The sequence below is a fragment of the Citrobacter sp. LJND-P06 genome, assembly GCF_058188415.1.
Genome location: NZ_CP187317.1, coordinates 2591596 through 2614028 on the forward strand (window position 1 = coordinate 2591596; position 22433 = coordinate 2614028).

Here is a 22433-nt window from a genome sequence, read left to right on the forward strand (position 1 = left end):
AGAATTTGATTTAGAATTTCAGTGCGTTGGCAATCTCTTCTTCGCTTTCTTCTTCCTCAATCACGTTTTGCGCTTTATTGGAAATTATCACGAATGGCAGATAAACCAGCGTTGATACGCCTAAGTTAAACAGAGCCAGCAGTAAGGCGGCAACGTTGCCATTGGTGTTAAAGAATGCGCCTAAACCGGTTGGCATCGTCCAGGGGGCAATGTTGGTTACCGGCGGGATAATCCCCATGTAATATGCCGTAACCGTGATCGCCGCCAGTATCGGCTGAACCAAAACAAAGGGAATAAACATCACCGGGTTCAGGATAATCGGCAAACCAAACAGAATTGGTTCGTTAATCTGGAAGATACCCGCTGGCAGCGCCAGTTTCGCAACCTGACGATGGTCAGCACGGCGAGACGCGATAAAGATGGCGATAATCAGACCTAACGTCGCACCCGACCCGCCCAGCAGAACAAACGAGTCCAGCATCGGCTTCGCCCACAGGTGGAAAGTGTGTCCAGCAGCGATCGCGGCATCGACGGAACCGTACTGTTGATACAGAGAGACGTTTTCCAGCGCCCACGGCGTCATGATCCCGCCTTCAAGCGCGGAAAGCGCCAGCGAGCCGTGGATACCAAAGAACCATAACAGCGTATTAAAGACCACATACGCCCAGCCCACGACGCTGCCCAGCGAAGCCAACGGAGTGGAGATGGTGTCCAGAATCATCTGGTGGAAGTTGGTTCCCCAGTGCGCCAGAGCCCAGGAGATAATGCCCATGATGGACAGAATAATAAAACCAGGAATCAACGCGGAGAAAGAGCGTGATACGGAACCCGGCACGCTATCGGGCAAACGAATAACCCAGTTACGGCGAACAATAAAGGTGAACATCTCAGCGACAACGATACCGATAATAATACCGGAAATAACGTTAGCGCCGCCCAGCCAGTTCGCGCCGACCGCATAGGCTTCACCTACGCTATAAGGCGTGACTGTCATAAAAGCAGCGACCGCCAGCAATCCCGCGGCCATTGGGTCAACTTTACGTTCTTCGCCCAGCGCCATACCAATAAAAAACGGCGCCACCAGCGACATTATTCCCAGCGTACCGTTGTAAACGCTACCGCCGATGGATTTAAAACTATTTAAAGTCTCAATGGTTGATGCGTCCAGACGCACGCCCATCGAATAAAAGAAAGAGCCTTCGCCAAAACTTAAAAATACGTTATTAATAAGAACGAACATTGCCCCTGCGAGGGTCAACGGCATAATCTTAATAAAACCGTTTTTGATCGCATTAATATGCGGTTGTTTTCCTATTTTAACTGCAAAGGGAAGGAGTACCTTTTCAAGCGATGCAATGGCTATACTCATAGAAAAATACCCTTAAAGGCCGCAAAGATTTACGGCACATGTGTATATGAAATTACTCTTTGACGGGAAAATTTAAAATTAATTTGCAGCGGCTTTTTTAATTGCTGCAACAGCAGCCTTAAGCACGCCTAAACCATCGACTTTGCCATACAGCAGCGAGTCAATTACTTCTACAGGTTTGCCTGGTAACTGACGCTGAATTTCAGGCAGCATATAAGCAATTTGCGGACCTAATAAAACGACATCTGCGACAGGTCCCTTTTCTCCGGCCAGTGTTTCAGGAAATGCTTCAATAATGACCGGAACTTCGTATTTCTCAGCCTGAGCACGCATTTTCGATACCAGTAACGATGTCGACATGCCGGCAGAACAAAACAGATAAATGTGTTTCTTTTCCATAAAAACGTTCCTCATGTGCGATTATCTGTCAGCCAGACATTGCGCAAGCCTTAACCTGCATCCATGCCCTGGGTAACTTGCGTAACCGAAATTACTTTTTTAGGTGGCTGAAATGAGTATACGGTATCGAACCTGGGGATGGTATTTCATTGACCTAACAAATTGTCTCTCATTGACCTTGTGTTATGACTGCCCTCACATTTTGGGCAAATAATTCGCGATAATAAATAAGATTATCGTCACCATAAAAAAACCGGCGCAATGGCCGGTTCTCTCAGATGCTCAGGCACCAGACAGGGGGGACTACTTGCCTGTCTGCGGGTCGGTGTCATACTCTGCACAGGTCTGGTAACCCGAGTTAACGACATGCCCGGTGTCATCCAGCGCAACAAAATAGCTTTCTGTTTTACCATCCCGTTGACCCAGAATATATGTCTGGCAACTACCACGAGCATGGGTCATGCTCACTTCAGAAGAAGGTTTCCCGGCAATTTGTGCAACCTGCGCCCGGCTCATGCCTTTCTTCACATCTTTGACGACGGGTTGGACAAATTGGTCTTTGGTACGATCATATGCCGTACACCCTGCCAACATCGTCATTACAGCCGCTGCGCTTAGAATTCCTGCCATTTTCATGTTCATTTTCCGTCCTCTTGTTTATCAGCGTGTTATATAAGCCTGGAATACATCAAACCATTTTTCAAGCTTACTCTTGTTACGATAGTTGTTTCGGAAAATTCTCTTTAGGCCAAATGTTCTCTTTTTACGCCGCAAATTGCGCCACTCGCGCCAGTGAGCCTTGTCGTTTGCACAGCAAAGCGTTAGCTTTATCACATCGTGATTACTTTGATCGTTTCGGAGGGGTTGAATGACTCTGCAGCAAAAGATTATCCAGGCGCTTGGCGCAAAACCGCACATTAATGCCGAAGAAGAAATTCGTCGCAGCGTGGATTTTCTAAAATCCTATCTGAGCACCTACCCCTTTTTGAAGTCGCTGGTGCTGGGGATCAGCGGTGGTCAGGACTCAACGTTAACCGGTAAATTATGCCAGATGGCAATCACGGAACTACGGGAAGAAACGGGGAATACGGCTCTGCAATTTATTGCCGTGCGTCTGCCATATGGCGTACAGGCTGATGAACAAGACTGCCAGGATGCCATCACCTTTATTCAGCCTGACCGCGTATTGACCGTCAATATCAAAGGCGCCGTGCTGGCCAGCGAACAGGCGTTGCGTGAAGCGGGTATTGAGTTAAGTGATTTTGTCCGCGGCAACGAGAAAGCCCGTGAACGGATGAAAGCCCAGTACAGCATCGCCGGGATGACCAGCGGCGTGGTGGTGGGAACCGATCATGCAGCAGAAGCACTGACCGGGTTCTTCACCAAGTACGGTGACGGCGGTACCGATATCAACCCTATTTTTCGTCTGAATAAGCGTCAGGGGAAACAACTGCTTGCCGCCCTGGGTTGTCCTGAGCATTTATATAAGAAAGCGCCTACCGCCGATCTCGAAGACGATCGCCCTTCGCTTCCCGATGAAGCCGCGTTAGGCGTCACCTATGACAATATTGATGATTATCTGGAAGGAAAAACGCTGGCGGCTGAAACGGCAAAAATTATTGAAGGCTGGTATTTGAAGACGGAGCACAAGCGCCGTACGCCGATTACCGTTTTTGATGATTTCTGGAAAAAAAGCGACCGCTGACCGTCACGTCAGGCCGGATAGCGCGTCCTCTATTCGGCCTGCCATTGCCCGCAGCTCAATGTGAAATTATTGCACCGACGCGGGCGCATGACCTGCCAGCCAGGTTATCTCGCTAAACAGCAGTTTCCCCTCAGATTTCAACAACCGCAGCGTATGACGCCCATCATCCCAGCAGGCCCCTTGATCGGCAGTGAGTAATTTTTCGCCCAACTGCCAGGCCCCGCTAATGACAAACACCACACCGCCGCGTGAGCCAAATGTCGTAAAGGAGCGGTCGGCAACTCTGACGTTCGCCTGGCAGCAATCACGGCGGGTCATAATATTGAAATCCATCGACATTTTCCCCTCCGTCAGTTTCGCTTTCACCGCATGTTCGCCCGCAAAGGTAAACGGCTGATGCTGTTTCAGCGTGTGGATAAAGGTATTGCCGCCGTCCAGAGTCACTTCGCCCCCTTCCAGCAGCGTAATCACGCGCTCCACGCCGGGGAAAAGCGCAAACTCACCGTTTCCGGCAATGGAGGCAATGCTCGCACGCCAGTGAAAATCACGCGTCGCCGGTGGAAAACAGCAAATTTCTCGCGTTTCACCCGCCCCATTACGCCAGAGGTTTACCGGCATTTTACGGATATCAAAGTATTCCATCGTCACTCCTGAAAGATGCGGTGCGCCATATTCATGCACGGTATCGTTATCGGCAGCAGTGAGGATTTACCTTAGCGAGAAATAAAGAAAAACCGCCGACCCTGTCCACCTCGTAAAAACGTGTTGTGAACAGGGCCGGCGGTCTTGAAGGTTGACTGCGAGATTACTCGGCAGATGCAGGCATTTTACCTTCATGCGCCGGACGTTCTGTCAGACGCTTCTCAAAATTAGCATTAAACTGTTTTTTCTGTTCCGGGGTCAGAATGTTGTAGATCTTGTTCTGGGTTTCCATGTGCGCCAGCATGTTCGCCTGACGCTGCTCTTCCATTTTGGCAATCTGCGCCTGGGCTTTGGCTTTATCGAAGGTGTCGCTGGCAATGATGTCATGCATCGCGCGGCGTTCTTCCAGCGGCGGACGTTTCATCTGATCACGCTGGCCTTTCATGATTTCGCGAACCTGCTGTTTCTGCGCATCGGTCAGGTTCAGGTCTTTAAACATCATATCGTGATGCGGGCCGAAATTACCTTTATGGTGCATCATCGGTTTTGCGTCAGTGGTGGCCGCGCTGGAAGTGTCAGCAGCGTGCGCCAGGTTTGCAGCGCCCAGCGCCAGTCCAGAGGCAACTAACAGTGCAGTTAATTTACGCATAATCTTTATCCTTCCTTTCAGTTATTTTTACGGCATTCCTAATGAGGCTGTGCCGTGTTGACGAGATTCACTTTACTGGCTTATTCGTCAATAAGTCAGAGCAACGGTAAAACAATGAAAGTGTAAAAAACAGTTTTTCGCCAATTATGAAGAAAAAAAGAATAAATCGTGGAGAGTTGAAATAAATAATTACAAAACGCTGATTTTGAAGGGATTATGAAAAACTATACCGGAACAGTGGTGATTAATAAAGCAGTTATCCAGGAATAATCCGTAATTATGCAACAGGCGATCTGAAGCTGATAATTCCCTCAGGTGAACGCCTGAGGGTAAATAGGGCTAACGCAGTTTTTCCAGCATCAATCCGGCGCGTAAACCAAAAGCCACATTGGGATTGGGAAAGAGAACATATTCAACGTCATGGGTGGCGATCACACGCTCTTCGCCATCCTGTGCCAATAACGTTCCTTCCTTAAAGGGCGTAAAGTTCAGCGTCTGATTATCCATATGCAGGACAAACGCGTCGCTGCGGCGCGTAATTTGCGACACCACACGATAGCGTGCCACAGAGAAATCCCCTGCGATAACGAGATTACCGGCCAGTAATGACGCTAACGCCTGTGCGGTGGGCGCAAACAACGTGAGATCATTGTGGCCAAATGGCAGCGCCTTGCCGAGTTCCAGCGTGCAGGACAGCGCGCCAAAATGCTCACAACTAAAATGCGTAAACGTGCCTCCCGGTGCCTGATGGAACACCAGCGCCTCCAGACCTGCCGCGCCAAGCCAGCTAAGAAACGTCTCCTCCCAGGGAATTGAACGCTGGGGCAATACGCCAAACCGGACGTGATAAGAGCCGCGAATCGCGGTATGCAGATCGAGATGCCAGCGTAACCGTTCACTGCCGCCCGCAAAAAAATTCTCCAGACACTGCTCCAGCGCGCGGGTACGCTCCGTTTCTTCACTCTCCGTAAATTCCTGCCATCGCCCGCCAAACATCCGGTTCATGTCGCTGTGGCAATACCGTTTCCCCGTCGAGAGCGCCAGCGGATTTCCCAGCACCACCAGCAGTCGCCAGCGCAGCGTCTGTCGCCCCTGAAAGAGCGCCGAAAGCAGCGCATCCAGCATCTCCACCGGCGCCGTTTCGTTGCCATGAATCCCCGCAGAAAGCACCAGCGCGCGATCCACGGGCGTTTCTGGCGTGAGCTCCAGCAATCCGTGACCTAACCAGCGCCAGCGAAAACCGAAGGCTTCCCCCTCTCTGACATCGGGCGGTTTTCCCGCCAGCGTCAGCGCAAGAAAGTTATCCATTATTTACCCCTGATTGCTGGAAGGGATAGACCGACCCCAGGTTAAGCAACTGCGTCAGCGTATCCAGCGCTTCCCGCCCTTCACGCAGCAACTGCGGATCGGCAAGATCGGCGGCGGTCAGGCGGTCGCGGTAGTAGCGATCCACCCACTGATTCAGCGTCGCAAAGAGCGTATCGTTCATCATCACCGACGGATTTACCGCCCGCTGTTCCCCTGGCGTTAATACCACGCGCAAACGTAAACAGGCTGGCCCCCCGCCATTCGACATACTTTCACGTAAATCAAAGACCCGCAGGTCACTTATCGGGTTGTCAGCATCAAGCAGTCCATTCAGGTAATGCCATACCCCCGCATGGTCACGACATTCCTGCGGTAAAATCAGCATCATGCTGCCGTCTTCACGACTTAATAGCTGACTGTTGAACAGATAGGTGGCAACCGCATCCTGTACCGTGACGTCAGACGACGCGACCTCTATCGGCGTAAAGTCGGCCACGCATGAGCGCAGCCGGTTCATTAATTCGCCCTGGTTCACGAACGCCTGCTGATGGCAAAACAGCACCTGCCTGTTAGACACCGCAATCACATCGTTATGAAAAACGCCAAGATCGATAACGTCCGGATTCTGTTGCGCAAAAATAGCCTGCCGGGGATTAACCTGATTTAGCCGCGCTACGGCGTCGCTGGCCTCACGCGTTTGCCGTGCCGGATAGCGCGCTGGCCGTAAGGTATTCCCCCCTTCACAGCCATAAACAAACAGTTGCACGCCTGGCTCTCCGTAATCGCCACCCAGTCGATTATGATTCGCCGCCCCTTCATCGCCCAGCAGCGCGACCTGAGGCAGCGCGTTGTGAACGGAAAAAAACTGCTCATCACGGAATATCGCCCGTAATAATGATTCGGTGGTCGGTGCTTCCAGAGAACGATGAAATTTATTGTTCAGATTGGCGACGGTGAAATGCACTTTACCATCCAGCGCATCTGCCGAAGGGCACACAGTCGCCGCATTCGCCACCCACATCGGTGAAGCCGAACTGGCGCTGGAGAGCCATTGCGGCGCCTGGCGCGCCACTTTTTCAAGCACCTGTTCGTCACTGCCGGTAAACCCCAACTGACGGAGTACGGGAAGATACGGACGTTCATGGGGCGGGATCACCGCCTGCATAAATCCGGCGTCCGCCAGCGCCTTCATCTTTAATAGCCCCTGCTTTGCCGCCAGCCGTGGGTTTGACACCTGAAAACGATGACGGGTCGACGCCTCATTGCCGAATGACAGACCGGCATAATGGTGCGTCAGACCGACCAGCCCATCGAAATTGACTTCATGCGCTTTCATACCGGCTCCTCATGAGAAAAATCGAGTCCGGGGCTGAGCGAGGTGGGTAAGGTTAATGCCGGTGACTCAAGACTTGCCATCGGCCAGGCACAATAATCCGCCGCGTACCAGGCGCTCGCCCGGTGATTGCCCGATGCGCCAACACCGCCAAACGGTGCGGTACTGGCGGCCCCGGTCAACGGCTTATTCCAATTGACGATCCCGGCCCGCGCCTCGAGTAACAGTTGCTCGAACTGTTCACGATCCGGCGAGACCAGACCGCACGACAAGCCAAAGCGGGTGTTATTCGCCAGCCGAATCGCCTCGTCAAAATCGTCATAGCGCCAGACCCCAAGCAGCGGGCCAAACACCTCTTCGTCCGGCACGTTTGCTACATCGGTCATCTCGATAATGCCCGGTGAAATCAGCGATGCGCCTTCTTTCAGCAGCCGCGGCGCCAACAGCGTAGTCCCGCCCAGCGATTCACATTTTTGCCACGCGTCATAAACGTGGCGCGCTGCCTGACTGGAGATCAATCCCCCCATAAAGGGCTGAGGTTCGTCGTCCCATCCCCCGGGCGTCAGCCGTTGGCTGACCTCGACCAAACGCGCCAGGAACGCATCACCCAAATTCCCTTTTTTCACCAACAGGCGACGCGCGCAGGTACAACGCTGCCCGGCAGTGACAAACGCCGACTGAATGGTCAGATGTACTGCCGCGTCAATATCCACGGGTTCTTCAACGATCAGCGGATTGTTGCCGCCCATTTCCAGCGCGAGGATTTTTTCCGGTTGGCCGGAGAGCTGGCGGTGCAGTTGATAACCGGTGTTCGCGCTACCGGTGAAAAGCAGTCCATCAATGTCGTCCAGCGCGCTCAGCGCCTGTCCGGTTTCGCGCCCGCCCTGCAGCATATTCAGCACGCCAGGCGGCAAACCGGCCTGTTCCCACAGGCGCATGACGGCTTCACCCGTCCACGGCGTTAACTCGCTGGGTTTAAAAATCAACGTATTCCCCGCCAGCAGTGCCGGAACGATATGGCCGTTCGGCAAATGTCCGGGAAAGTTGTACGGGCCAAACACCGCCAGAACGCCATGCGGACGATGGCGCAATGTCGCCGCGCCATCCGGCAGTTCACTGTGCTGTTCGCCGGTGCGGGTGTGGTAGGCCTTCACTGAAATGGCAATTTTGTTGATCATTGCCGTCACTTCCGTCACCGCCTCCCAGCGGGGCTTACCGGTTTCGCGGGCAATAATCGTCGTGAGCTCCGCTTTGTTGCTCTCCAGTAACGCCGCAAATTTTTCCACCACCGCCTGTCGCTCATTGAATGCGCGTTTCGCCCAGCCGGGGAACGCCGCCCGCGCCGCGCGGTTGGCCTGTAAAACCTGCGTCGCATCGGCATCATTGCCCTGCCAGAGGACATCCCCGGTCACCGGGTTAGTTTTGATGCGATGTTCTCCCTGACCGGTTATCCAGTCGCCGTTAATCCATAGCGTCATACTGTTTTCTCCTCAGCGCACAGGCGCACCAGACGAACCTTATCTCCGGCGTGGCATTTCAGCGCATCTAATTGCGCGGCGGTCAGCACCAGACGCTGTGTGTCCGGGTCGGTACGTATCAGGGTGGCGCGAAAATGGTGGTAGTTTTCATTGGCGACCAGGCAAGCCGGAAATTCCCCCTGCGCAGGCTGTCCTTCAACAACCTCCACCAGTCGGCTTTTGCGGATCGCACGTACGCGATCAATATCGCATTCCAGCGTCGGGCCACCGTCAAAAATATCGATATAGTTCCGGTAGCGGAAACCTTCTTTCTCGAGCACCGCACGCGCGGGTGCGGTCTGCGGATGCACCTCGCCGATCACCGCCTGCGCCTCATCTGAGAGAAAGTGGGTATAAATAGGATGTTTGGGCATCAGTTCGGCAATAAACGCTTTCTGCCCTGTACCGCACAGAAAATCGGCCCGGCTAAACTCCATCGAGAAAAAGCGTTTCCCAAGGCTTTGCCAGAAAGGCGAATAACCGTGCTCGTCGATCACGCCGCGCATTTCAGCGACCACTTTCTCGTTGAACTTGTCGCGAAAGGCCGCCATGAACATAAACCGCGACTTCGAGAGCAGATACCCGTTCCCCTCTTTGCGCCAGTCCGGGTCGAGAAACAGCGTACACAGTTCGCTGCTGCCGGTATGGTCATTGCTGAGAAAAAGCGTTGGCAATGCGTTGTAAACATTCAACTCTTTCGACGCGTGTACCAGCGTCCCGACCCGGTAGTTATACCAGGGGTCGTTCAGCCCCACCGCCACTTCAATGGCACAAATGCCCGCCACCGCGCCGGTTTCACTCTCTTCCAGCACAAACACGTAGCCCTGCTCGCTTTTGGGTAATTCACCCTGCCAGGTTTTTATCGCGCGATCGATTCGCGCAATCAGCGTCTCTTCATTCGCCGGTAACGAGGTCAGACCGCCGCCGGTTTTCGCGGCAAGCGCCATCAGCGCGGTAATGTCCGCTTGTTCGACGGGACGGATAACCATCATGATGAACCCCCTGCTTTAATACGTTCGCAGGCCAGGGAAAAGCGATCCAACCCGGTAGAGACTTCTTCTGCGCTGACGTTAAGCGCAGGGGCGAAACGCACCACGTTGCCGCCCGCAATCAGCACCATGACGCCGACGTTTGCCGCTTCCTGTGAGATCAGTTTAGCTTTTCCGGCATATTCAGCCGTCAGCACACACCCGATCAGCAATCCCAGTCCCCGGATTTCACTGAACAACCCAAAACGGGCATTGAGGGTATTCAGACGTTCAACAAACCAGTCGTGACGCTGCTTGACGCCATTGAGCATCTCCGGAGTATTGACGATTTCCAGTAATTTTCCGGCCACCGCCGACGCCAGCGGATTACCGCCGTAGGTGGTGCCATGGGTGCCCACCGTCATCACGCTGGCACACCGCTGGGTGGTCAACAACGCACCGATGGGGAAACCGCCGCCAAGCGCTTTCGCGGTGGTCAGCAGATCCGGCGTCACGCCGTAATGCATATAGGCATAGAGTTCGCCCGTACGCCCCACACCGGTTTGTACTTCATCAAAAATCAGCAATGCATTGTGGCGTTCGCACAGTTCGCGAAGCCCCTGCAAAAATTCTTTTGTCGCCGGCAGCACACCGCCTTCACCCTGCATCGGCTCCACAATCACCGCACAGGTGGTGTCGTCGATCAGTTCACTGGCCGAATTGAGATCGTTATACACAGCGTGACGAATGTCCGGCGGCAGCGGCGCAAAATCCTGCGAGTAGGCCGGCTGTCCGCCTGCGGTGACCGTGAACAGCGTCCGCCCGTGGAATGCATTCTTGAACGCGACGATCCCACTTTTATGGCTGCCAAAATGATCATGGGCGTACTTACGCGCCAGTTTTAATGCCGCTTCGTTCGCTTCTGCCCCTGAGTTACAGAAGAAAACACGTTCGGCAAAGGTGGCATCAATCAACTGTTTTGCCAGTCTCAGCACCGGTTCATTGGTGTAGCCATTGCCGGTATGCCAGAATTTTGCCGCCTGTTCGTTCAATGCCTCGCGCAATGCCGGATGCGCATGTCCCAACGCGTTAACCGCAATCCCCCCTGCGAAGTCGATATACTCTTTACCCTGCTGATCCCACAAGCGCGAGCCCTCTCCACGAACCGGAATAAACGGTGCGGGTGCGTATACGGGCATCATCCATTCATCAAAGTTTTCACGCGTAACTGACAGAGACATAGCGACCTCTTAGGTAAATTAAAAGTTACTTATATGTTAATTAATATGAGTGTTTGCGCTGTAAATGTAGATTGCAGAGTTCGTGCCAGCCAGTGCTAAAAATGCATAAACGGGAGATGAGAACGGAAAATCAACCGGTTATGACCCAACGATATTCACTTTAATTGCATAAAAAGTGAATATGTTTGCGTATCCGGTGAGTATGGAGAGGAAAAAACGCAATATTATTCAGTTGCGAAATATAATTCTGGAATTGTGATCGTATACGAAATTTATCGGAAATGACTGCCTCATTCTGACGCAGCGCGCCCTAAAACAGTGCATTTTTTGCGCCATTGTTAAGACCATTCGCACCCATCGCCGTAATCTCGCGACAAGTGGCAGTCAGTTAGCCTAATTTCTGCTAACATCCTTGCACTATTCACCTTACAAAGTGGCAGCAACTATGAAATTTGTCTCTTTTAATATCAACGGCCTGCGAGCCCGCCCTCATCAACTGGCAGCCATTGTCGAAAAACACCAACCGGATGTTATTGGCTTACAGGAGACAAAAGTTCACGATGACATGTTCCCTCTCGAAGAGGTGGCAAAACTGGGCTACAACGTTTTCTATCATGGGCAAAAAGGCCATTACGGCGTAGCGCTGCTGACCAAAGAGACACCGATTTCCGTGCGTCGCGGTTTCCCGCAAGACGATGAAGAAGCACAACGCCGGATTATCATGGCGGAAATTCCCTCTCCGCTGGGGAATATCACCGTCATTAACGGTTATTTCCCTCAGGGCGAAAGCCGCGACCACCCGTTGAAATTCCCGGCAAAAGCGCAGTTTTACCAGAACCTGCAAAACTATCTGGAAACAGAACTGAAACAAGAGAATCCGGTGCTGATCATGGGCGATATGAATATCAGCCCGTCCGATCTGGACATTGGTATTGGTGAAGAGAACCGCAAACGCTGGCTGCGCACCGGTAAGTGTTCCTTCCTGCCGGAAGAGCGCGAGTGGATGGCAAGGCTGATGAACTGGGGTCTGGTTGACACCTTCCGCCAGGCAAATCCAGAAACCGTCGACAAATTCTCGTGGTTTGATTACCGCTCGAAAGGGTTTGACGATAACCGTGGCCTGCGCATAGACCTTCTGTTAGCGAGCAATCCACTGGCCGAACGTTGCGTAGAAACGGGCATTGACTATGAAATCCGCAGCATGGAAAAACCCTCCGATCACGCGCCAATCTGGGCCACCTTTCGCGAATAAAACATGCTGACGTCCTGACGGCAACGTGGGCCAGGACGTGATAAATGTTGAGTAAAATCAACAAAACGGCAGTAAGAATTTGTGACTTACTGCCGTTTATTATACTGTCAGCCTCGTTTTTTGTTTCCCTACCAAACTCTCTATTATCAAGTCTTGATATAGGAAATCGCCGCGATGAAAGCCGAGTGTAAATTACCGATCGCCTGTCTGTTATTTGGCATTGTGGTTTACGCTATTCATTCATTCGGATTCTTTGATGTCGTTGTTAATTTACCCCATCTGCAAGAAATCGTTCACCAAAGCGGCGCGCTTGGTTACATTCTGTATATTCTGTTCTTTATTATTGCCACGCTCTGCCTGATGCCCGGCAGCGTACTGGTCATTGTTGGCGGTGTGGTATTTGGCCCCCTCTGGGGAACGCTGATTTCTCTGGTGGCGGCAACCCTGGCCTCCGCACTGTCTTTTCTGCTTGCCCGCTGGTTGGGCAGAGATCTGCTGTTGAAATACGTTGGCCACACGCCCGTATTTCAGGCAATAGAGAAAGGGATCGCCCGCAATGGTACTGATTTTTTAATCCTGACGCGTTTGATTCCGTTATTTCCCTATAATATTCAAAATTATGCTTACGGCCTGACCGCTATCTCATTCTGGCCTTTTACGCTTATTTCCGCCCTGACTACCTTACCGGGACTGTTGATATATACCCTGATGGCCAGTGAACTCGCCCGCGAAGGGATCTCGACACTCTTTATAGTGAAACTCTGTCTGGCGGGTCTGTCGTTATTTATGTTGATTCAGCTTGCCAAACGATATGCCCGACATAAACAGGTTGATTTGCACGTAGGCGAAACGCCGGGCAGCCCACCGACCTGCTCATCGAATCATCCGCAAGGATAGAGCGGTTGCTGTCAAAAAACCGACGCGGCAACGTAAAATTTACAGGTAACGCCGCAATATTGCCGCCGGACGGCACGCAGGCTACCGTAACATTCAACGTCGCCGACGACGTTAGCAGGTAAAGGATGATGGATAATAAAACGCGTATTCTCTGGTACTACCGCAGCGGAATCCTCCTCCTGTTGATTGCCTTACTGTGCGCATGGGCGCTGATTCCCGGCGTTCATGCGTTTATTAATCACAGTATCGCGGCCTTTGCCGCCCTTGACCAACAGGGCATCGAACGTTTTATTCAATCGTACGGCGCCCAGGCGGCGGTAGTTTCATTCATTTTGATGATCTTGCAGGCCATTGCCGCCCCGCTACCGGCGTTTCTGATTACCTTTGCCAATGCGTCGCTGTTCGGTGCCTTCTGGGGAGGCCTGCTCTCCTGGACAAGCGCAATGGCAGGCGCTGCCCTCTGTTTTTTCATCGCCAGGGTGATGGGCCGTCGCGTTGTCGAGAAATTAACCGGCAAAGCCGTGCTGGAAAGCATGGACGGTTTTTTTGCGCGTTACGGCAAACATACTATTCTGATCTGTCGTCTGCTGCCTTTTGTCCCATTCGATCCAATCAGTTACGCCGCCGGTCTGACGTCGATCCGCTTTCGTCATTTTTTCATCGCGACGGGGCTGGGTCAGCTACCGGCAACCATTGTCTATTCGTGGGCAGGAAGCCTGTTAACCGGCGGGACATTCTGGTTCGTGACCGGACTGTTTATTCTGTTCGCGCTGACGGTGGTGGTCTTTGCTGCCCGAAAATTCTATAGCGAACGTCAAAAGAGGAGTTCCTGATGGGGTTGCCGCCGCTGAACAAAATCCCGTTGATTTTACGTCCCCAGGCGTGGCTGCACCGCCGCCATTACGGCGAAGTGCTCAGCCCGATCCGCTGGTGGGGGCGTATTCCCTTTATCTTCTATCTGGTTTCTATGTTTGTGGGGTATCTGGAGCGCAAACGCTCGCCGCTTGACCCCGTGTTACGTGCCTTAGTCAGCGCCCGCATTGCGCAAATGTGCCTGTGCGAATTTTGTGTCGATATCACCAACATGAAAATCGCGGAACGCACAGGCAGTACGGACAAACTGCTGGCCGTCAGCGACTGGCGGCAAAGTCCGCTGTTTAGTGAGTCAGAACGTCTGGCGCTCGAGTATGCTGAAGCCGCCAGCATGACGCCACCTCGCGTCGATGACGCCCTGCGCAGCACGCTGACCGCTCACTTTGACGCGCAGGCGCTAACGGAACTGACGGCGCTGATCGGCCTACAAAATTTATCGGCGCGTTTTAACTCGTCAATGGACATTCCCGCGCAGGGGCTGTGTCGCCTCCCGGGCGGGCCGTCATCAGACGCGAAATCCGAATAATAAGGGGAAAATATGCGCCATTGTGTATGGTTATTGGGGATCCTGTCGCTCTTTTCCCAGACCACGTATGCCCTCGACTGGCAGCAGATCAAAGATGAGGCGAAAGGACAGGCCGTCTGGTTCAATGCCTGGGGCGGCGATAATGCCGTCAATCAGTATCTCGACTGGGTGAGCGGCGAAATGAAAACCCATTACGCCATCAACCTCAACATTGTCCGTCTGGCCGATGCCGCCGATGCCGTTAAACGCATCCAGACGGAGTCTGCCGCCGGGCGTAAAACCGGCGGTTCGGTGGATTTACTGTGGGTGAATGGCGAAAACTTCCGAACGCTGAAAGAGGCTGGACTGCTGCAAACCGGATGGGCGCAAACGCTGCCAAACTGGCGATTCGTGGATATACAACAGCCGGTAAGCGAAGACTTTGCCATTCCCACTGAAGGCGCTGAATCGCCCTGGGGTGGCGCGCAGCTCACCTTTATTGCCAACAGCGCGACGACGCCCACTCCCCCCAAAACCCCGCAGGCACTGCTGGAATTTGCCAAAACGCATCCGGGTAGCGTGACCTATCCGCGCCCACCGGACTTTACCGGCACCGCTTTTCTGGAACAGTTACTGATTACGCTGACCACCCAGCCAGATGCCCTGAAAATCCCCCCGGATAGCGCCACGTTTGCTGACGTTAGCGCGCCACTCTGGCACTATCTCGACGCACTGCATCCCTGGTTATGGCGTAAGGGGGCCGATTTTCCGCCATCGCCTGCCCGTCTCGACGCCCTGCTCAATGCCGGTGTGCTGAGTCTCTCCATGACCTTTAATCCTGCCCATGCGTCGCAAAAAATCGCCAGCGGCGAACTCCCCGCAACGGCCTACAGTTTTGGCTTTTCTCAGGGCATGATAGGCAACGTGCATTTCGTCACGATCCCGGCGAATGCCCGCGCCAGCGCAGGTGCGAAGGTGGTCGCTAATTTTCTGCTCTCCCCTGAGGCGCAGTTACGCAAAGCCGACCCCGCCATCTGGGGCGACCCTTCGGTGCTGGATCCGAAAAAGCTCCCGGATGCCCAACGTAACGTCCTGCAATCGCGAGTCCCACAAGGATTACCCGCCGTGCTACCTGAACCCCATGCCGCATGGGTAAACGCGCTGGAACGAGAATGGCTACGCCGATACGGTACGCGTTAATCTCGCTGCTCTGGTGCGCCATGGCGGCTATCTATTCGCCGCTGGTTCCCGCCGCGTTCGCGCTCATCAGTCCCGCGCTGTCCGTTAAACACTGGCTGGCGTTGTTTGCCGACCCGCAGCTATCACAGGCACTGCTGGCAACGCTGACCTCGGTGACGATTGCCACGGTCGGCGCACTGACGATCGCTCTGACGGTGATTGTCGCCCTCTGGCCGGGTGCTAAATGGCTGCGTCTGTGCGCACGTCTGCCGTGGCTGCTGGCGATCCCGCATGTGGCCTTTGCCACCAGCGCGCTGCTGTTGTTTGCCGAAGGCGGGTGGCTGTACCGGATATTCCCTTCTTTCTCGCCGCAATTGGATCGCTATGGTATCGGGCTTGGTGTAACCCTGGCGGTGAAAGAGAGCGCCTTTATCCTGTGGATCCTGGCGGCACTGCTGAGTGAAAAACAGCTTTCCCAACAGGTTATCGTACTGGATACGCTGGGTTACAGCCGTCTGCAGTGTCTGAACCGGTTGCTGTTACCTTCCGTGGCGCCTGCGCTGGGCGCGGTGATGCTGGCGGTTGTCGCCTGGTCCCTCTCGGTGGTTGACGTGGCGATCATTCTCGGGCCAGGCAATCCTCCTACGCTGGCAGTGTTAAGCTGGCAATGGTTAAGTCAGGGAGACAGCGAACAACAGATTAAAGGCGCGCTGGCCAGTTTGCTGCTGGTGGGACTGCTCATGGCCTTCGCGCTGACAGGTTATCTGCTCTGGCGCGGCTGGCAGCGCACCCTCCCCGCGATCAGCGGCGTGCGTCACCGCCGTTCATCAACGCGAGCAGGTAAAACATTTTCGGTGATGCTGCCGTTAACGGGCGTACTGTGCGCCCTGCTGCTGGCACTAATCGCTCACCCTGCGTCCGTCAACCCTGAGGCGTTACTCAACAGTCTGTATCTGGGACTGGCCGCCAGCGCCATCGGACTCATCGTGATTCTTTTATGGCTGGAATGGGGCCCCACACGCGGCCATCGCTGGCTCTGGTTGCCGATTATTCTACCGGCGCTGCCGCTGGTGACCGGGCAATATACCCTCGCGCTGCGACTGGGCCTGGACGGTCGGTACGCCACCGTTATCTGGGGACATCTGCTGTGGGTGCTCCCGTGGATGCTGTTTGCGCTGCGTCCGGCCTGGCAACGCATCGACCCACGCCTGATACTGGTGGCGCAAACGCTGGGCTGGACAAAAGGTAAGATATTCTGCTGCGTTAAATGTCCGTTAGTGGTGCGTCCGGTGCTGCTGGCCTTTTCGGTAGGATTCTCCGTCAGTATCGCCCAATATATGCCAGGACTTTGGCTGGGTGCCGGTCGCTATCCGACACTCACCACCGAAGCGGTCGCGCTCAGTAGCGGCGGCAGCAACGCAATCCTGGCAGCTCAGGCGTTATGGCAGCTATTGCTCCCATTGCTGGTTTTCGCGCTCACCGCGTTCATTTCAAAGTGGATTGGCTATTCACGACAAGGACTCCGCTAATGCTCGCTGTTCGCCATCTCTCACTGCATGTGGGACAGGTGCCACTGCTAAAACAGATGAATTTCGCTGTCGATAAAGGTGACATTGTCACTTTGATGGGGCCGTCTGGCTGTGGTAAATCAACCCTGCTCGCCTGGATGGTGGGGGCAATGTCTTCGCATTTTCAGGCGAGTGGCGAGCTGTGGCTTGATACGCGGCGCATCGATGGTTTACCCACCGCAGAGCGACAAATCGGCATTCTGTTTCAGGATGCCTTGTTGTTCGATCACTTTAGCGTCGGGCAAAACCTGCTGCTGGCAATCCCCGCCAGGTTGAAAGGTTCAGCGCGGCGAGAGGCCGTTCAGCAAGCCCTTGAACGTGCCGGGCTGGAGGGGTTTTATCACCGTGACCCGGCCTCGTTGTCCGGCGGGCAGCGGGCGCGCGTTGCCCTGCTGCGTGCGCTACTGGCGCAACCTCAGGCGCTGTTGCTGGATGAGCCGTTCAGCCGCCTGGATACGGAACTTCGCGAAGCCTTTCGCCAGTGGGTATTTGCTGAAGTACGCCAGCAGGGAATTCCCGTGGTGCAGGTCAGTCATGATGTGCAGGATATTCCTCCGGGCGGCGTGGTGTTACAAATGGCTGACTGGGCGTGAATGTGCGCACAAACTGCGTTAACGCAAAGTTTTTGCCTCGCGGCGGGCAGAGAATAGTGCCCTCTTATTTCAATGTCGGGCTATTCGATGAAACGTGTTTCTCAAATGACCGCGCTGGCACTGGCTTTAGGGCTCGCTTGCGCTTCTTCGCAGGCTGCTGAAATGTCGCAGGCGCTCACCCTTCACCAGTTGCAACAAAAACAGGGCGCTGCCATTGATACGCGTCAAAGCGCGTTCTACAACGGCTGGCCACAGTCGCTCAACGGCCCCTCAGGGCACGAACCCTCCGCGCTAAATCTCTCCGCGAGCTGGCTCGATAAAATGAACGATGAGCAGCTCACCGCCTGGCTCCAGACGCATCAGTTAAAAACCGATACCCCGGTGGCGCTGTACGGTAATGAAACCGATATGCAGGCCGTCAAATCGCGTTTGCAAAAAGCCGGTTTACACCAGATTTCCACTCTCAGCGACGCATTGCAGCAGCCTTCCCGCCTGCAACGACTGCCGCATTTTGAACAACTGGTCTACCCGCAGTGGCTGCACAGTCTTCAGCAACAGAAGTCCGTAACGGCAAAACCGGCCGGCGACTGGAAAGTCCTCGAAGCGGGCTGGGGCGCGCCGAAATTCTACCTGATGAGCCACATTCCTGGCGCCGGTTACATCGATACCAACGAAGTGGAAAGCGAGCCGCTGTGGAACAAAGTGTCCGATGCTCAGCTTAAAGCGATGCTGGCGAAACATGGCATCCGCCACGATACGACGGTTGTCCTGTATGGTCGCGACGTCTACGCGGCAGCGCGTGTCGCGCAGATCATGCTCTATGCCGGGGTGAAGGATGTTCGCGTGCTCGATGGCGGCTGGCAAAGCTGGTCTGATTCAGGCCTGCCGGTAGAACGCGGCACACCGCCGAAGGTGAAGGCGGAACCTGATTTCGGCGTCACCATTCCGGCACAACCGCAACTGATGCTGAATATGGAACAGGCGCGCGCCCTGCTGCATCGCCAGGATGCTTCACTGGTCAGCATTCGTTCGTGGCCTGAGTTTATTGGCACCACCAGCGGGTACAATTACATCAAACCGAAAGGCGAGATTGCCGGTGCGCGTTGGGGCCATGCGGGAAGCGACTCTACGCACATGGAAGATTTCCACAACCCGGATGGCACCATGCGTAGCGCAGACGATATCGCCGCCATGTGGAAGCAGTGGAATATCTTGCCGGATCAGCAGGTTTCCTTCTACTGCGGCACCGGCTGGCGCGCCTCAGAAACGTTTATCTATGCCCGCGCGATGGGCTGGAAAAACGTCTCCGTCTATGACGGCGGCTGGTACGAGTGGAGCAGCGACCCGAAAAATCCGGTCGCTACCGGCGAGCGTGGCCCGGACAGCAGCAACTAAATCGTGAATGCCGGATGGCGCTACGTTGTTTAACCGGATAAACGTAGCGCCATCCGGTAACACGGCTTATCCGGCACGCTGAAGGGATTTCAGCGTCAGGTAGCCACTGCAAATCCGCGTAAAGGTCGTCATCCAGCACAGCACACCGAATACCCACGCAAACCACGAAAAATACGCCGGGAATAAGCAACTCAGCACAAACAGCAGAATCGTCTCTGTCCCTTCCGTCAGTCCTCCCAGGTAGTAAAACGATTTGTGCGCATAGCCGGGATTATCAATCTGATGTTTCGCCGCCAGCGCGGCAAAGGCCAAAAAGCTGCTGCCCGTGCCGATAAACGCAAACAACAGCCAACCACCGGCCAGCGCATTTTGCTCCGGCGCAGCAAGAATAAAGCCAAACGGAACCAGCGCGTAAAAGAGAAAATCGAGCGAGATGTCGAGAAATCCGCCCGCATCCGTCAGTCCCCGACGTCGGGCTAATGCGCCGTCCAGACCATCCAGAAACCGGTTCAACACAATTGCGACCAGCGCGGCCAGATACCAGCCTAATGCCAGAAACGGCAAGGCCAACACCCCGATAGCAAATCCAAGCAACGTCAGTCCGTCTGGCGTTATCGCCGGTTTATCCAGGACGCTGGCGCACCGATGCAGGAGAGGTTTAATTCCAGGATGAAGATAGCGATCAAGCACAAGCGCTCCCGTAAGTGTAAAGGTCTTCAGATTCGGTAAAACTGCGGATATTATGGCATTTTCTCTCGTCAGACAGTGTTGAATATAATGAAATCTCTCGACGTCGTTGCCGCTATCATTGAACGTGATGGCAAAATTTTACTGGCTCAGCGCCCGGAACACGCCGACCAGCCCGGAATGTGGGAATTTGCCGGTGGCAAAGTCGAGTCCGGTGAAAGCCAGCCACAGGCACTGGCACGCGAACTCAGGGAAGAACTGGGGATCGACGCGGTGGTTGGGCAGTACATTGCCAGCCATCAGCGTGAAGTGTCTGGTCGGTTAATTCATTTGCATGCCTGGCATGTGCCGGACTTTAGCGGTTCGTTGCGCGCCCATGAACACCAGCGTCTTCTCTGGTGTTCGCCTGAAGATGCGCTTAATTATCCGCTCGCCCCGGCCGACATTCCGCTATTAGAGGCATTCAGGGTTTTACGCGACGCCAGACCAGCGGATTCGTACTGAGGGTTTTCTCGTCACGTTGACACTGCAACAACACGCCGTCGGCTTTGATGACGGCCCCTTCTGAATAATTTTGGTCCTGGTAGATGCAGCACTGATTGCAGGGCTGCGGGCGTTGTCCGCTGGAGCTGAAGACCTCCGGCGGCACGTTGACGTCGATATCCGGGCGATAACGGTCATTTGCCTGTACAGCGAAAGGCATAAGCGCCACTGCAACAGCGGCCATCAATAAACGGCGCATGGTCATTCCTTTAAAGTTGAATTCGTCTTCCATTATAACGGTCGTCAATGGCAGAAACTTTAGCCCTCTGACCATCGCTTTTGGTAATGACACCCGTCTCGTTATTAATTTGCTTAGCACGACGATTTTTTTCTTGCTTAGCGTCACATCGCTGATGTTATATTCAAAATCTGCAAACACCTATTCACAAAAAACACAATTACAACCACATTAAAATATAAGAGGTTTTTAAATCTATGGATCAGACATGTTCGCTGGAGTCGTTTCTCAACCATGTTCAAAAGCGCGACCCGAATCAAACCGAGTTCGCGCAGGCCGTTCGTGAAGTGATGACCACCCTGTGGCCTTTCCTTGAGCAAAATCCCCGTTATCGTCAAATGTCGTTGCTGGAACGTCTGGTTGAACCGGAACGCGTGATCCAGTTTCGCGTCGTCTGGCTGGACGACCGCAATCAGGTTCAGGTAAACCGCGCCTGGCGCGTACAGTTCAACGCAGCGATCGGCCCCTATAAGGGCGGGATGCGCTTCCACCCTTCGGTTAACCTGTCGATTCTGAAATTCCTCGGCTTTGAGCAAACCTTTAAAAATGCCCTGACCACACTGCCGATGGGCGGTGGTAAAGGCGGTAGCGATTTTGACCCGAAAGGGAAAAGTGAAGGCGAAGTGATGCGTTTCTGCCAGGCGCTGATGACCGAGCTGTATCGTCATTTGGGGCCGGATACCGATGTACCCGCCGGTGATATCGGCGTGGGTGGGCGTGAAGTGGGCTTTATGGCCGGCATGATGCGCAAACTCTCCAACAATAGTGCCTGTGTCTTTACCGGCAAAGGCCTCTCCTTCGGCGGCAGCTTGATCCGCCCGGAAGCGACCGGTTATGGCCTGGTCTACTTCACCGAAGCGATGCTCAAACGCCACGGTCTTGGATTTGAAGGGATGCGTGTGGCGGTTTCCGGCTCCGGCAACGTGGCGCAATTTGCCATTGAAAAAGCGATGGAGTTTGGCGCGCGTGTGGTCACCGCCTCCGACTCCAGCGGCACCGTCGTTGATGAAAGCGGCTTCACCAAAGAAAAACTGGCGCGCCTGTGCGCAATTAAAGACAGTCGTGATGGTCGCGTCGCCGACTACGCGCGCGAGTTTGGCCTGACCTATCTGGAAGGCAAGCAGCCGTGGGCAGTTCCGGTCGATATCGCCCTGCCATGCGCAACGCAAAATGAGCTGGATGTCGATGCCGCTCGCCAGCTTATCGCCAATGGCGTGAAAGCGGTGGCGGAAGGCGCAAATATGCCGACCACCATCGAAGCCACCGATCTGTTCCTGGAAGCGGGTGTACTGTTCGCGCCGGGCAAAGCGGCTAACGCAGGCGGCGTCGCGACCTCCGGGCTGGAGATGGCGCAAAACGCCGCGCGTTTAAGCTGGAAGGCAGAAAAAGTGGATGCACGTCTGCACCACATCATGCTGGATATTCACCACGCGTGCGTGGAGTACGGCGGTGAAAATAAACATACCAACTATGTTCGTGGCGCAAACATTGCGGGCTTCGTCAAAGTGGCTGACGCGATGCTGGCGCAGGGCGTGGTTTAACGTTCTGTCGGTCTGACCATCAGACCTTGCC

At 54.3% G+C, this 22433-nt stretch carries 23 protein-coding genes; 11 read left to right on the forward strand and 12 right to left on the reverse strand.

From position 1 onward, the window contains the following. Nucleotides 1–10: 10 nt before the first annotated feature. From chbC to osmE, 3 genes are all read right to left on the reverse strand, one after another. Entirely contained in the window at nt 11–1369 is a 1359-nt protein-coding gene (gene chbC, locus ACO7SM_RS12425; RefSeq protein WP_490467799.1) for a PTS N,N'-diacetylchitobiose transporter subunit IIC, read from the reverse strand. Nucleotides 1370–1447: 78 nt separating this feature from the next. After that, nucleotides 1448–1768, reverse strand: coding sequence for a PTS N,N'-diacetylchitobiose transporter subunit IIB (gene chbB, locus ACO7SM_RS12430; protein WP_490467800.1), 321 nt, complete (start codon nt 1766–1768; stop codon nt 1448–1450). A gap of 303 nt (nt 1769–2071) precedes the next feature. Beyond that, nucleotides 2072–2410, reverse strand: coding sequence for an osmotically-inducible lipoprotein OsmE (gene osmE / locus ACO7SM_RS12435; RefSeq protein WP_490467801.1), 339 nt, complete (start codon nt 2408–2410; stop codon nt 2072–2074). Between the two features lie 226 nt (nt 2411–2636). Between osmE and nadE the strand changes: the two genes are divergently transcribed. Beyond that, nucleotides 2637–3473, forward strand: a complete 837-nt coding sequence (nadE, locus tag ACO7SM_RS12440) for an NAD(+) synthase (RefSeq protein WP_490467802.1) — start codon at nt 2637–2639, stop codon at nt 3471–3473. 66 nt (nt 3474–3539) lie between these two features. Here the strand turns inward: nadE and ves are convergent, their stop codons facing one another. The 7 genes from ves to astC form a co-directional block, all read right to left on the reverse strand. After that, nucleotides 3540–4115, reverse strand: coding sequence for an environmental stress-induced protein Ves (gene ves / locus ACO7SM_RS12445; RefSeq protein ID WP_490467803.1), 576 nt, complete (start codon nt 4113–4115; stop codon nt 3540–3542). Between the two features lie 163 nt (nt 4116–4278). Beyond that, nucleotides 4279–4764, reverse strand: a complete 486-nt coding sequence (gene spy, locus ACO7SM_RS12450; RefSeq protein ID WP_490467804.1) for an ATP-independent periplasmic protein-refolding chaperone Spy — start codon at nt 4762–4764, stop codon at nt 4279–4281. A gap of 339 nt (nt 4765–5103) precedes the next feature. Continuing rightward, on the reverse strand, nt 5104–6072 hold the full coding sequence (gene astE / locus ACO7SM_RS12455) for a succinylglutamate desuccinylase (RefSeq protein WP_490467805.1): 969 nt from the start codon (nt 6070–6072) through the stop codon (nt 5104–5106). Continuing rightward, on the reverse strand, nt 6065–7408 hold the full coding sequence (gene astB / locus ACO7SM_RS12460; RefSeq protein WP_490467806.1) for an N-succinylarginine dihydrolase: 1344 nt from the start codon (nt 7406–7408) through the stop codon (nt 6065–6067). The genes astE and astB overlap by 8 nt, the downstream gene beginning before the upstream one ends. Then, a complete protein-coding gene (gene astD, locus ACO7SM_RS12465) occupies nt 7405–8883 on the reverse strand; it encodes a succinylglutamate-semialdehyde dehydrogenase (RefSeq protein WP_490467807.1) in 1479 nt (492 codons plus the stop codon). The genes astB and astD overlap by 4 nt, the downstream gene beginning before the upstream one ends. Beyond that, entirely contained in the window at nt 8880–9914 is a 1035-nt protein-coding gene (astA, locus tag ACO7SM_RS12470; RefSeq protein ID WP_490467808.1) for an arginine N-succinyltransferase, read from the reverse strand. The genes astD and astA overlap by 4 nt, the downstream gene beginning before the upstream one ends. Further along, nucleotides 9911–11131, reverse strand: coding sequence for a succinylornithine/acetylornithine transaminase (gene astC / locus ACO7SM_RS12475; RefSeq protein ID WP_490467809.1), 1221 nt, complete (start codon nt 11129–11131; stop codon nt 9911–9913). Before astC ends, astA begins: the two co-directional genes overlap by 4 nt. A 445-nt stretch (nt 11132–11576) precedes the next feature. Here astC and xthA point away from each other — a divergent pair, with 445 nt between their 5' ends. The 8 genes from xthA (at nt 11577) to ACO7SM_RS12515 (ending at nt 19393) form a co-directional block, all read left to right on the forward strand. Beyond that, the gene (gene xthA / locus ACO7SM_RS12480; RefSeq protein WP_490467810.1) at nt 11577–12383 is read left to right on the forward strand and encodes an exodeoxyribonuclease III; all 807 of its coding nucleotides are present in this window, start codon (nt 11577–11579) and stop codon (nt 12381–12383) included. Nucleotides 12384–12557: 174 nt separating this feature from the next. Next, a complete protein-coding gene (locus ACO7SM_RS12485) occupies nt 12558–13280 on the forward strand; it encodes a TVP38/TMEM64 family protein (RefSeq protein ID WP_490467811.1) in 723 nt (240 codons plus the stop codon). A gap of 125 nt (nt 13281–13405) precedes the next feature. Then, entirely contained in the window at nt 13406–14113 is a 708-nt protein-coding gene (locus tag ACO7SM_RS12490; RefSeq protein WP_490467812.1) for a TVP38/TMEM64 family protein, read from the forward strand. Then, nucleotides 14113–14679: a carboxymuconolactone decarboxylase family protein gene (locus ACO7SM_RS12495; RefSeq protein ID WP_301699128.1), complete on the forward strand. Its 567-nt coding sequence runs from the start codon at nt 14113–14115 to the stop codon at nt 14677–14679. The genes ACO7SM_RS12490 and ACO7SM_RS12495 overlap by 1 nt, the downstream gene beginning before the upstream one ends. Before the next feature lie 12 nt (nt 14680–14691). Further along, a complete protein-coding gene (locus ACO7SM_RS12500; protein WP_490467813.1) occupies nt 14692–15858 on the forward strand; it encodes an ABC transporter substrate-binding protein in 1167 nt (388 codons plus the stop codon). Then, nucleotides 15831–17366 carry an ABC transporter permease family protein gene (locus ACO7SM_RS12505; RefSeq protein ID WP_490467814.1) on the forward strand — a complete coding sequence of 512 codons (1536 nt, stop codon included), beginning with the start codon at nt 15831–15833 and terminating at the stop codon, nt 17364–17366. The genes ACO7SM_RS12500 and ACO7SM_RS12505 overlap by 28 nt, the downstream gene beginning before the upstream one ends. Beyond that, a complete protein-coding gene (locus ACO7SM_RS12510; RefSeq protein ID WP_490467815.1) occupies nt 17366–17998 on the forward strand; it encodes an ATP-binding cassette domain-containing protein in 633 nt (210 codons plus the stop codon). Before ACO7SM_RS12505 ends, ACO7SM_RS12510 begins: the two co-directional genes overlap by 1 nt. 87 nt (nt 17999–18085) lie before the next feature. Next, on the forward strand, nt 18086–19393 hold the full coding sequence (locus ACO7SM_RS12515) for a rhodanese-like domain-containing protein (protein WP_490467816.1): 1308 nt from the start codon (nt 18086–18088) through the stop codon (nt 19391–19393). A 66-nt stretch (nt 19394–19459) separates the two neighbouring features. Here the strand turns inward: ACO7SM_RS12515 and ACO7SM_RS12520 are convergent, their stop codons facing one another. Next, nucleotides 19460–20083, reverse strand: coding sequence for a CDP-alcohol phosphatidyltransferase family protein (locus ACO7SM_RS12520; protein ID WP_490467817.1), 624 nt, complete (start codon nt 20081–20083; stop codon nt 19460–19462). A gap of 87 nt (nt 20084–20170) precedes the next feature. Here ACO7SM_RS12520 and ACO7SM_RS12525 point away from each other — a divergent pair, with 87 nt between their 5' ends. Further along, nucleotides 20171–20584: a pyrimidine (deoxy)nucleoside triphosphate diphosphatase gene (locus tag ACO7SM_RS12525; RefSeq protein WP_490467818.1), complete on the forward strand. Its 414-nt coding sequence runs from the start codon at nt 20171–20173 to the stop codon at nt 20582–20584. Here ACO7SM_RS12525 and ACO7SM_RS12530 read toward each other — a convergent pair. Then, entirely contained in the window at nt 20544–20822 is a 279-nt protein-coding gene (locus ACO7SM_RS12530) for a YnjH family protein (RefSeq protein WP_192612007.1), read from the reverse strand. The two genes, ACO7SM_RS12525 and ACO7SM_RS12530, sit on opposite strands and share 41 nt — an antisense overlap. 236 nt (nt 20823–21058) lie before the next feature. Here ACO7SM_RS12530 and gdhA point away from each other — a divergent pair, with 236 nt between their 5' ends. Then, nucleotides 21059–22402 (forward strand): NADP-specific glutamate dehydrogenase, encoded by a 1344-nt coding sequence (gene gdhA / locus ACO7SM_RS12535; protein ID WP_490467819.1) that lies wholly within the window; start codon nt 21059–21061, stop codon nt 22400–22402. Nucleotides 22403–22433: the final 31 nt, after the last annotated feature.

Bases quoted from the DNA above. Each gene is read 5' to 3' on its own strand.
- chbC (WP_490467799.1), bottom strand. From the start codon at position 1,369: ATGAGTATAGCCATTGCATCGCTTGAAAAGGTACTCCTTCCCTTTGCA.
- chbB (WP_490467800.1), bottom strand. From the start codon at position 1,768: ATGGAAAAGAAACACATTTATCTGTTTTGTTCTGCCGGCATGTCGACA.
- osmE (WP_490467801.1), bottom strand. From the start codon at position 2,410: ATGAACATGAAAATGGCAGGAATTCTAAGCGCAGCGGCTGTAATGACG.
- nadE (WP_490467802.1), top strand. From the start codon at position 2,637: ATGACTCTGCAGCAAAAGATTATCCAGGCGCTTGGCGCAAAACCGCAC.
- ves (WP_490467803.1), bottom strand. From the start codon at position 4,115: ATGGAATACTTTGATATCCGTAAAATGCCGGTAAACCTCTGGCGTAAT.
- spy (WP_490467804.1), bottom strand. From the start codon at position 4,764: ATGCGTAAATTAACTGCACTGTTAGTTGCCTCTGGACTGGCGCTGGGC.
- astE (WP_490467805.1), bottom strand. From the start codon at position 6,072: ATGGATAACTTTCTTGCGCTGACGCTGGCGGGAAAACCGCCCGATGTC.
- astB (WP_490467806.1), bottom strand. From the start codon at position 7,408: ATGAAAGCGCATGAAGTCAATTTCGATGGGCTGGTCGGTCTGACGCAC.
- astD (WP_490467807.1), bottom strand. From the start codon at position 8,883: ATGACGCTATGGATTAACGGCGACTGGATAACCGGTCAGGGAGAACAT.
- astA (WP_490467808.1), bottom strand. From the start codon at position 9,914: ATGATGGTTATCCGTCCCGTCGAACAAGCGGACATTACCGCGCTGATG.
- astC (WP_490467809.1), bottom strand. From the start codon at position 11,131: ATGTCTCTGTCAGTTACGCGTGAAAACTTTGATGAATGGATGATGCCC.
- xthA (WP_490467810.1), top strand. From the start codon at position 11,577: ATGAAATTTGTCTCTTTTAATATCAACGGCCTGCGAGCCCGCCCTCAT.
- ACO7SM_RS12485 (WP_490467811.1), top strand. From the start codon at position 12,558: ATGAAAGCCGAGTGTAAATTACCGATCGCCTGTCTGTTATTTGGCATT.
- ACO7SM_RS12490 (WP_490467812.1), top strand. From the start codon at position 13,406: ATGATGGATAATAAAACGCGTATTCTCTGGTACTACCGCAGCGGAATC.
- ACO7SM_RS12495 (WP_301699128.1), top strand. From the start codon at position 14,113: ATGGGGTTGCCGCCGCTGAACAAAATCCCGTTGATTTTACGTCCCCAG.
- ACO7SM_RS12500 (WP_490467813.1), top strand. From the start codon at position 14,692: ATGCGCCATTGTGTATGGTTATTGGGGATCCTGTCGCTCTTTTCCCAG.
- ACO7SM_RS12505 (WP_490467814.1), top strand. From the start codon at position 15,831: ATGGCTACGCCGATACGGTACGCGTTAATCTCGCTGCTCTGGTGCGCC.
- ACO7SM_RS12510 (WP_490467815.1), top strand. From the start codon at position 17,366: ATGCTCGCTGTTCGCCATCTCTCACTGCATGTGGGACAGGTGCCACTG.
- ACO7SM_RS12515 (WP_490467816.1), top strand. From the start codon at position 18,086: ATGAAACGTGTTTCTCAAATGACCGCGCTGGCACTGGCTTTAGGGCTC.
- ACO7SM_RS12525 (WP_490467818.1), top strand. From the start codon at position 20,171: ATGAAATCTCTCGACGTCGTTGCCGCTATCATTGAACGTGATGGCAAA.
- ACO7SM_RS12530 (WP_192612007.1), bottom strand. From the start codon at position 20,822: ATGCGCCGTTTATTGATGGCCGCTGTTGCAGTGGCGCTTATGCCTTTC.
- gdhA (WP_490467819.1), top strand. From the start codon at position 21,059: ATGGATCAGACATGTTCGCTGGAGTCGTTTCTCAACCATGTTCAAAAG.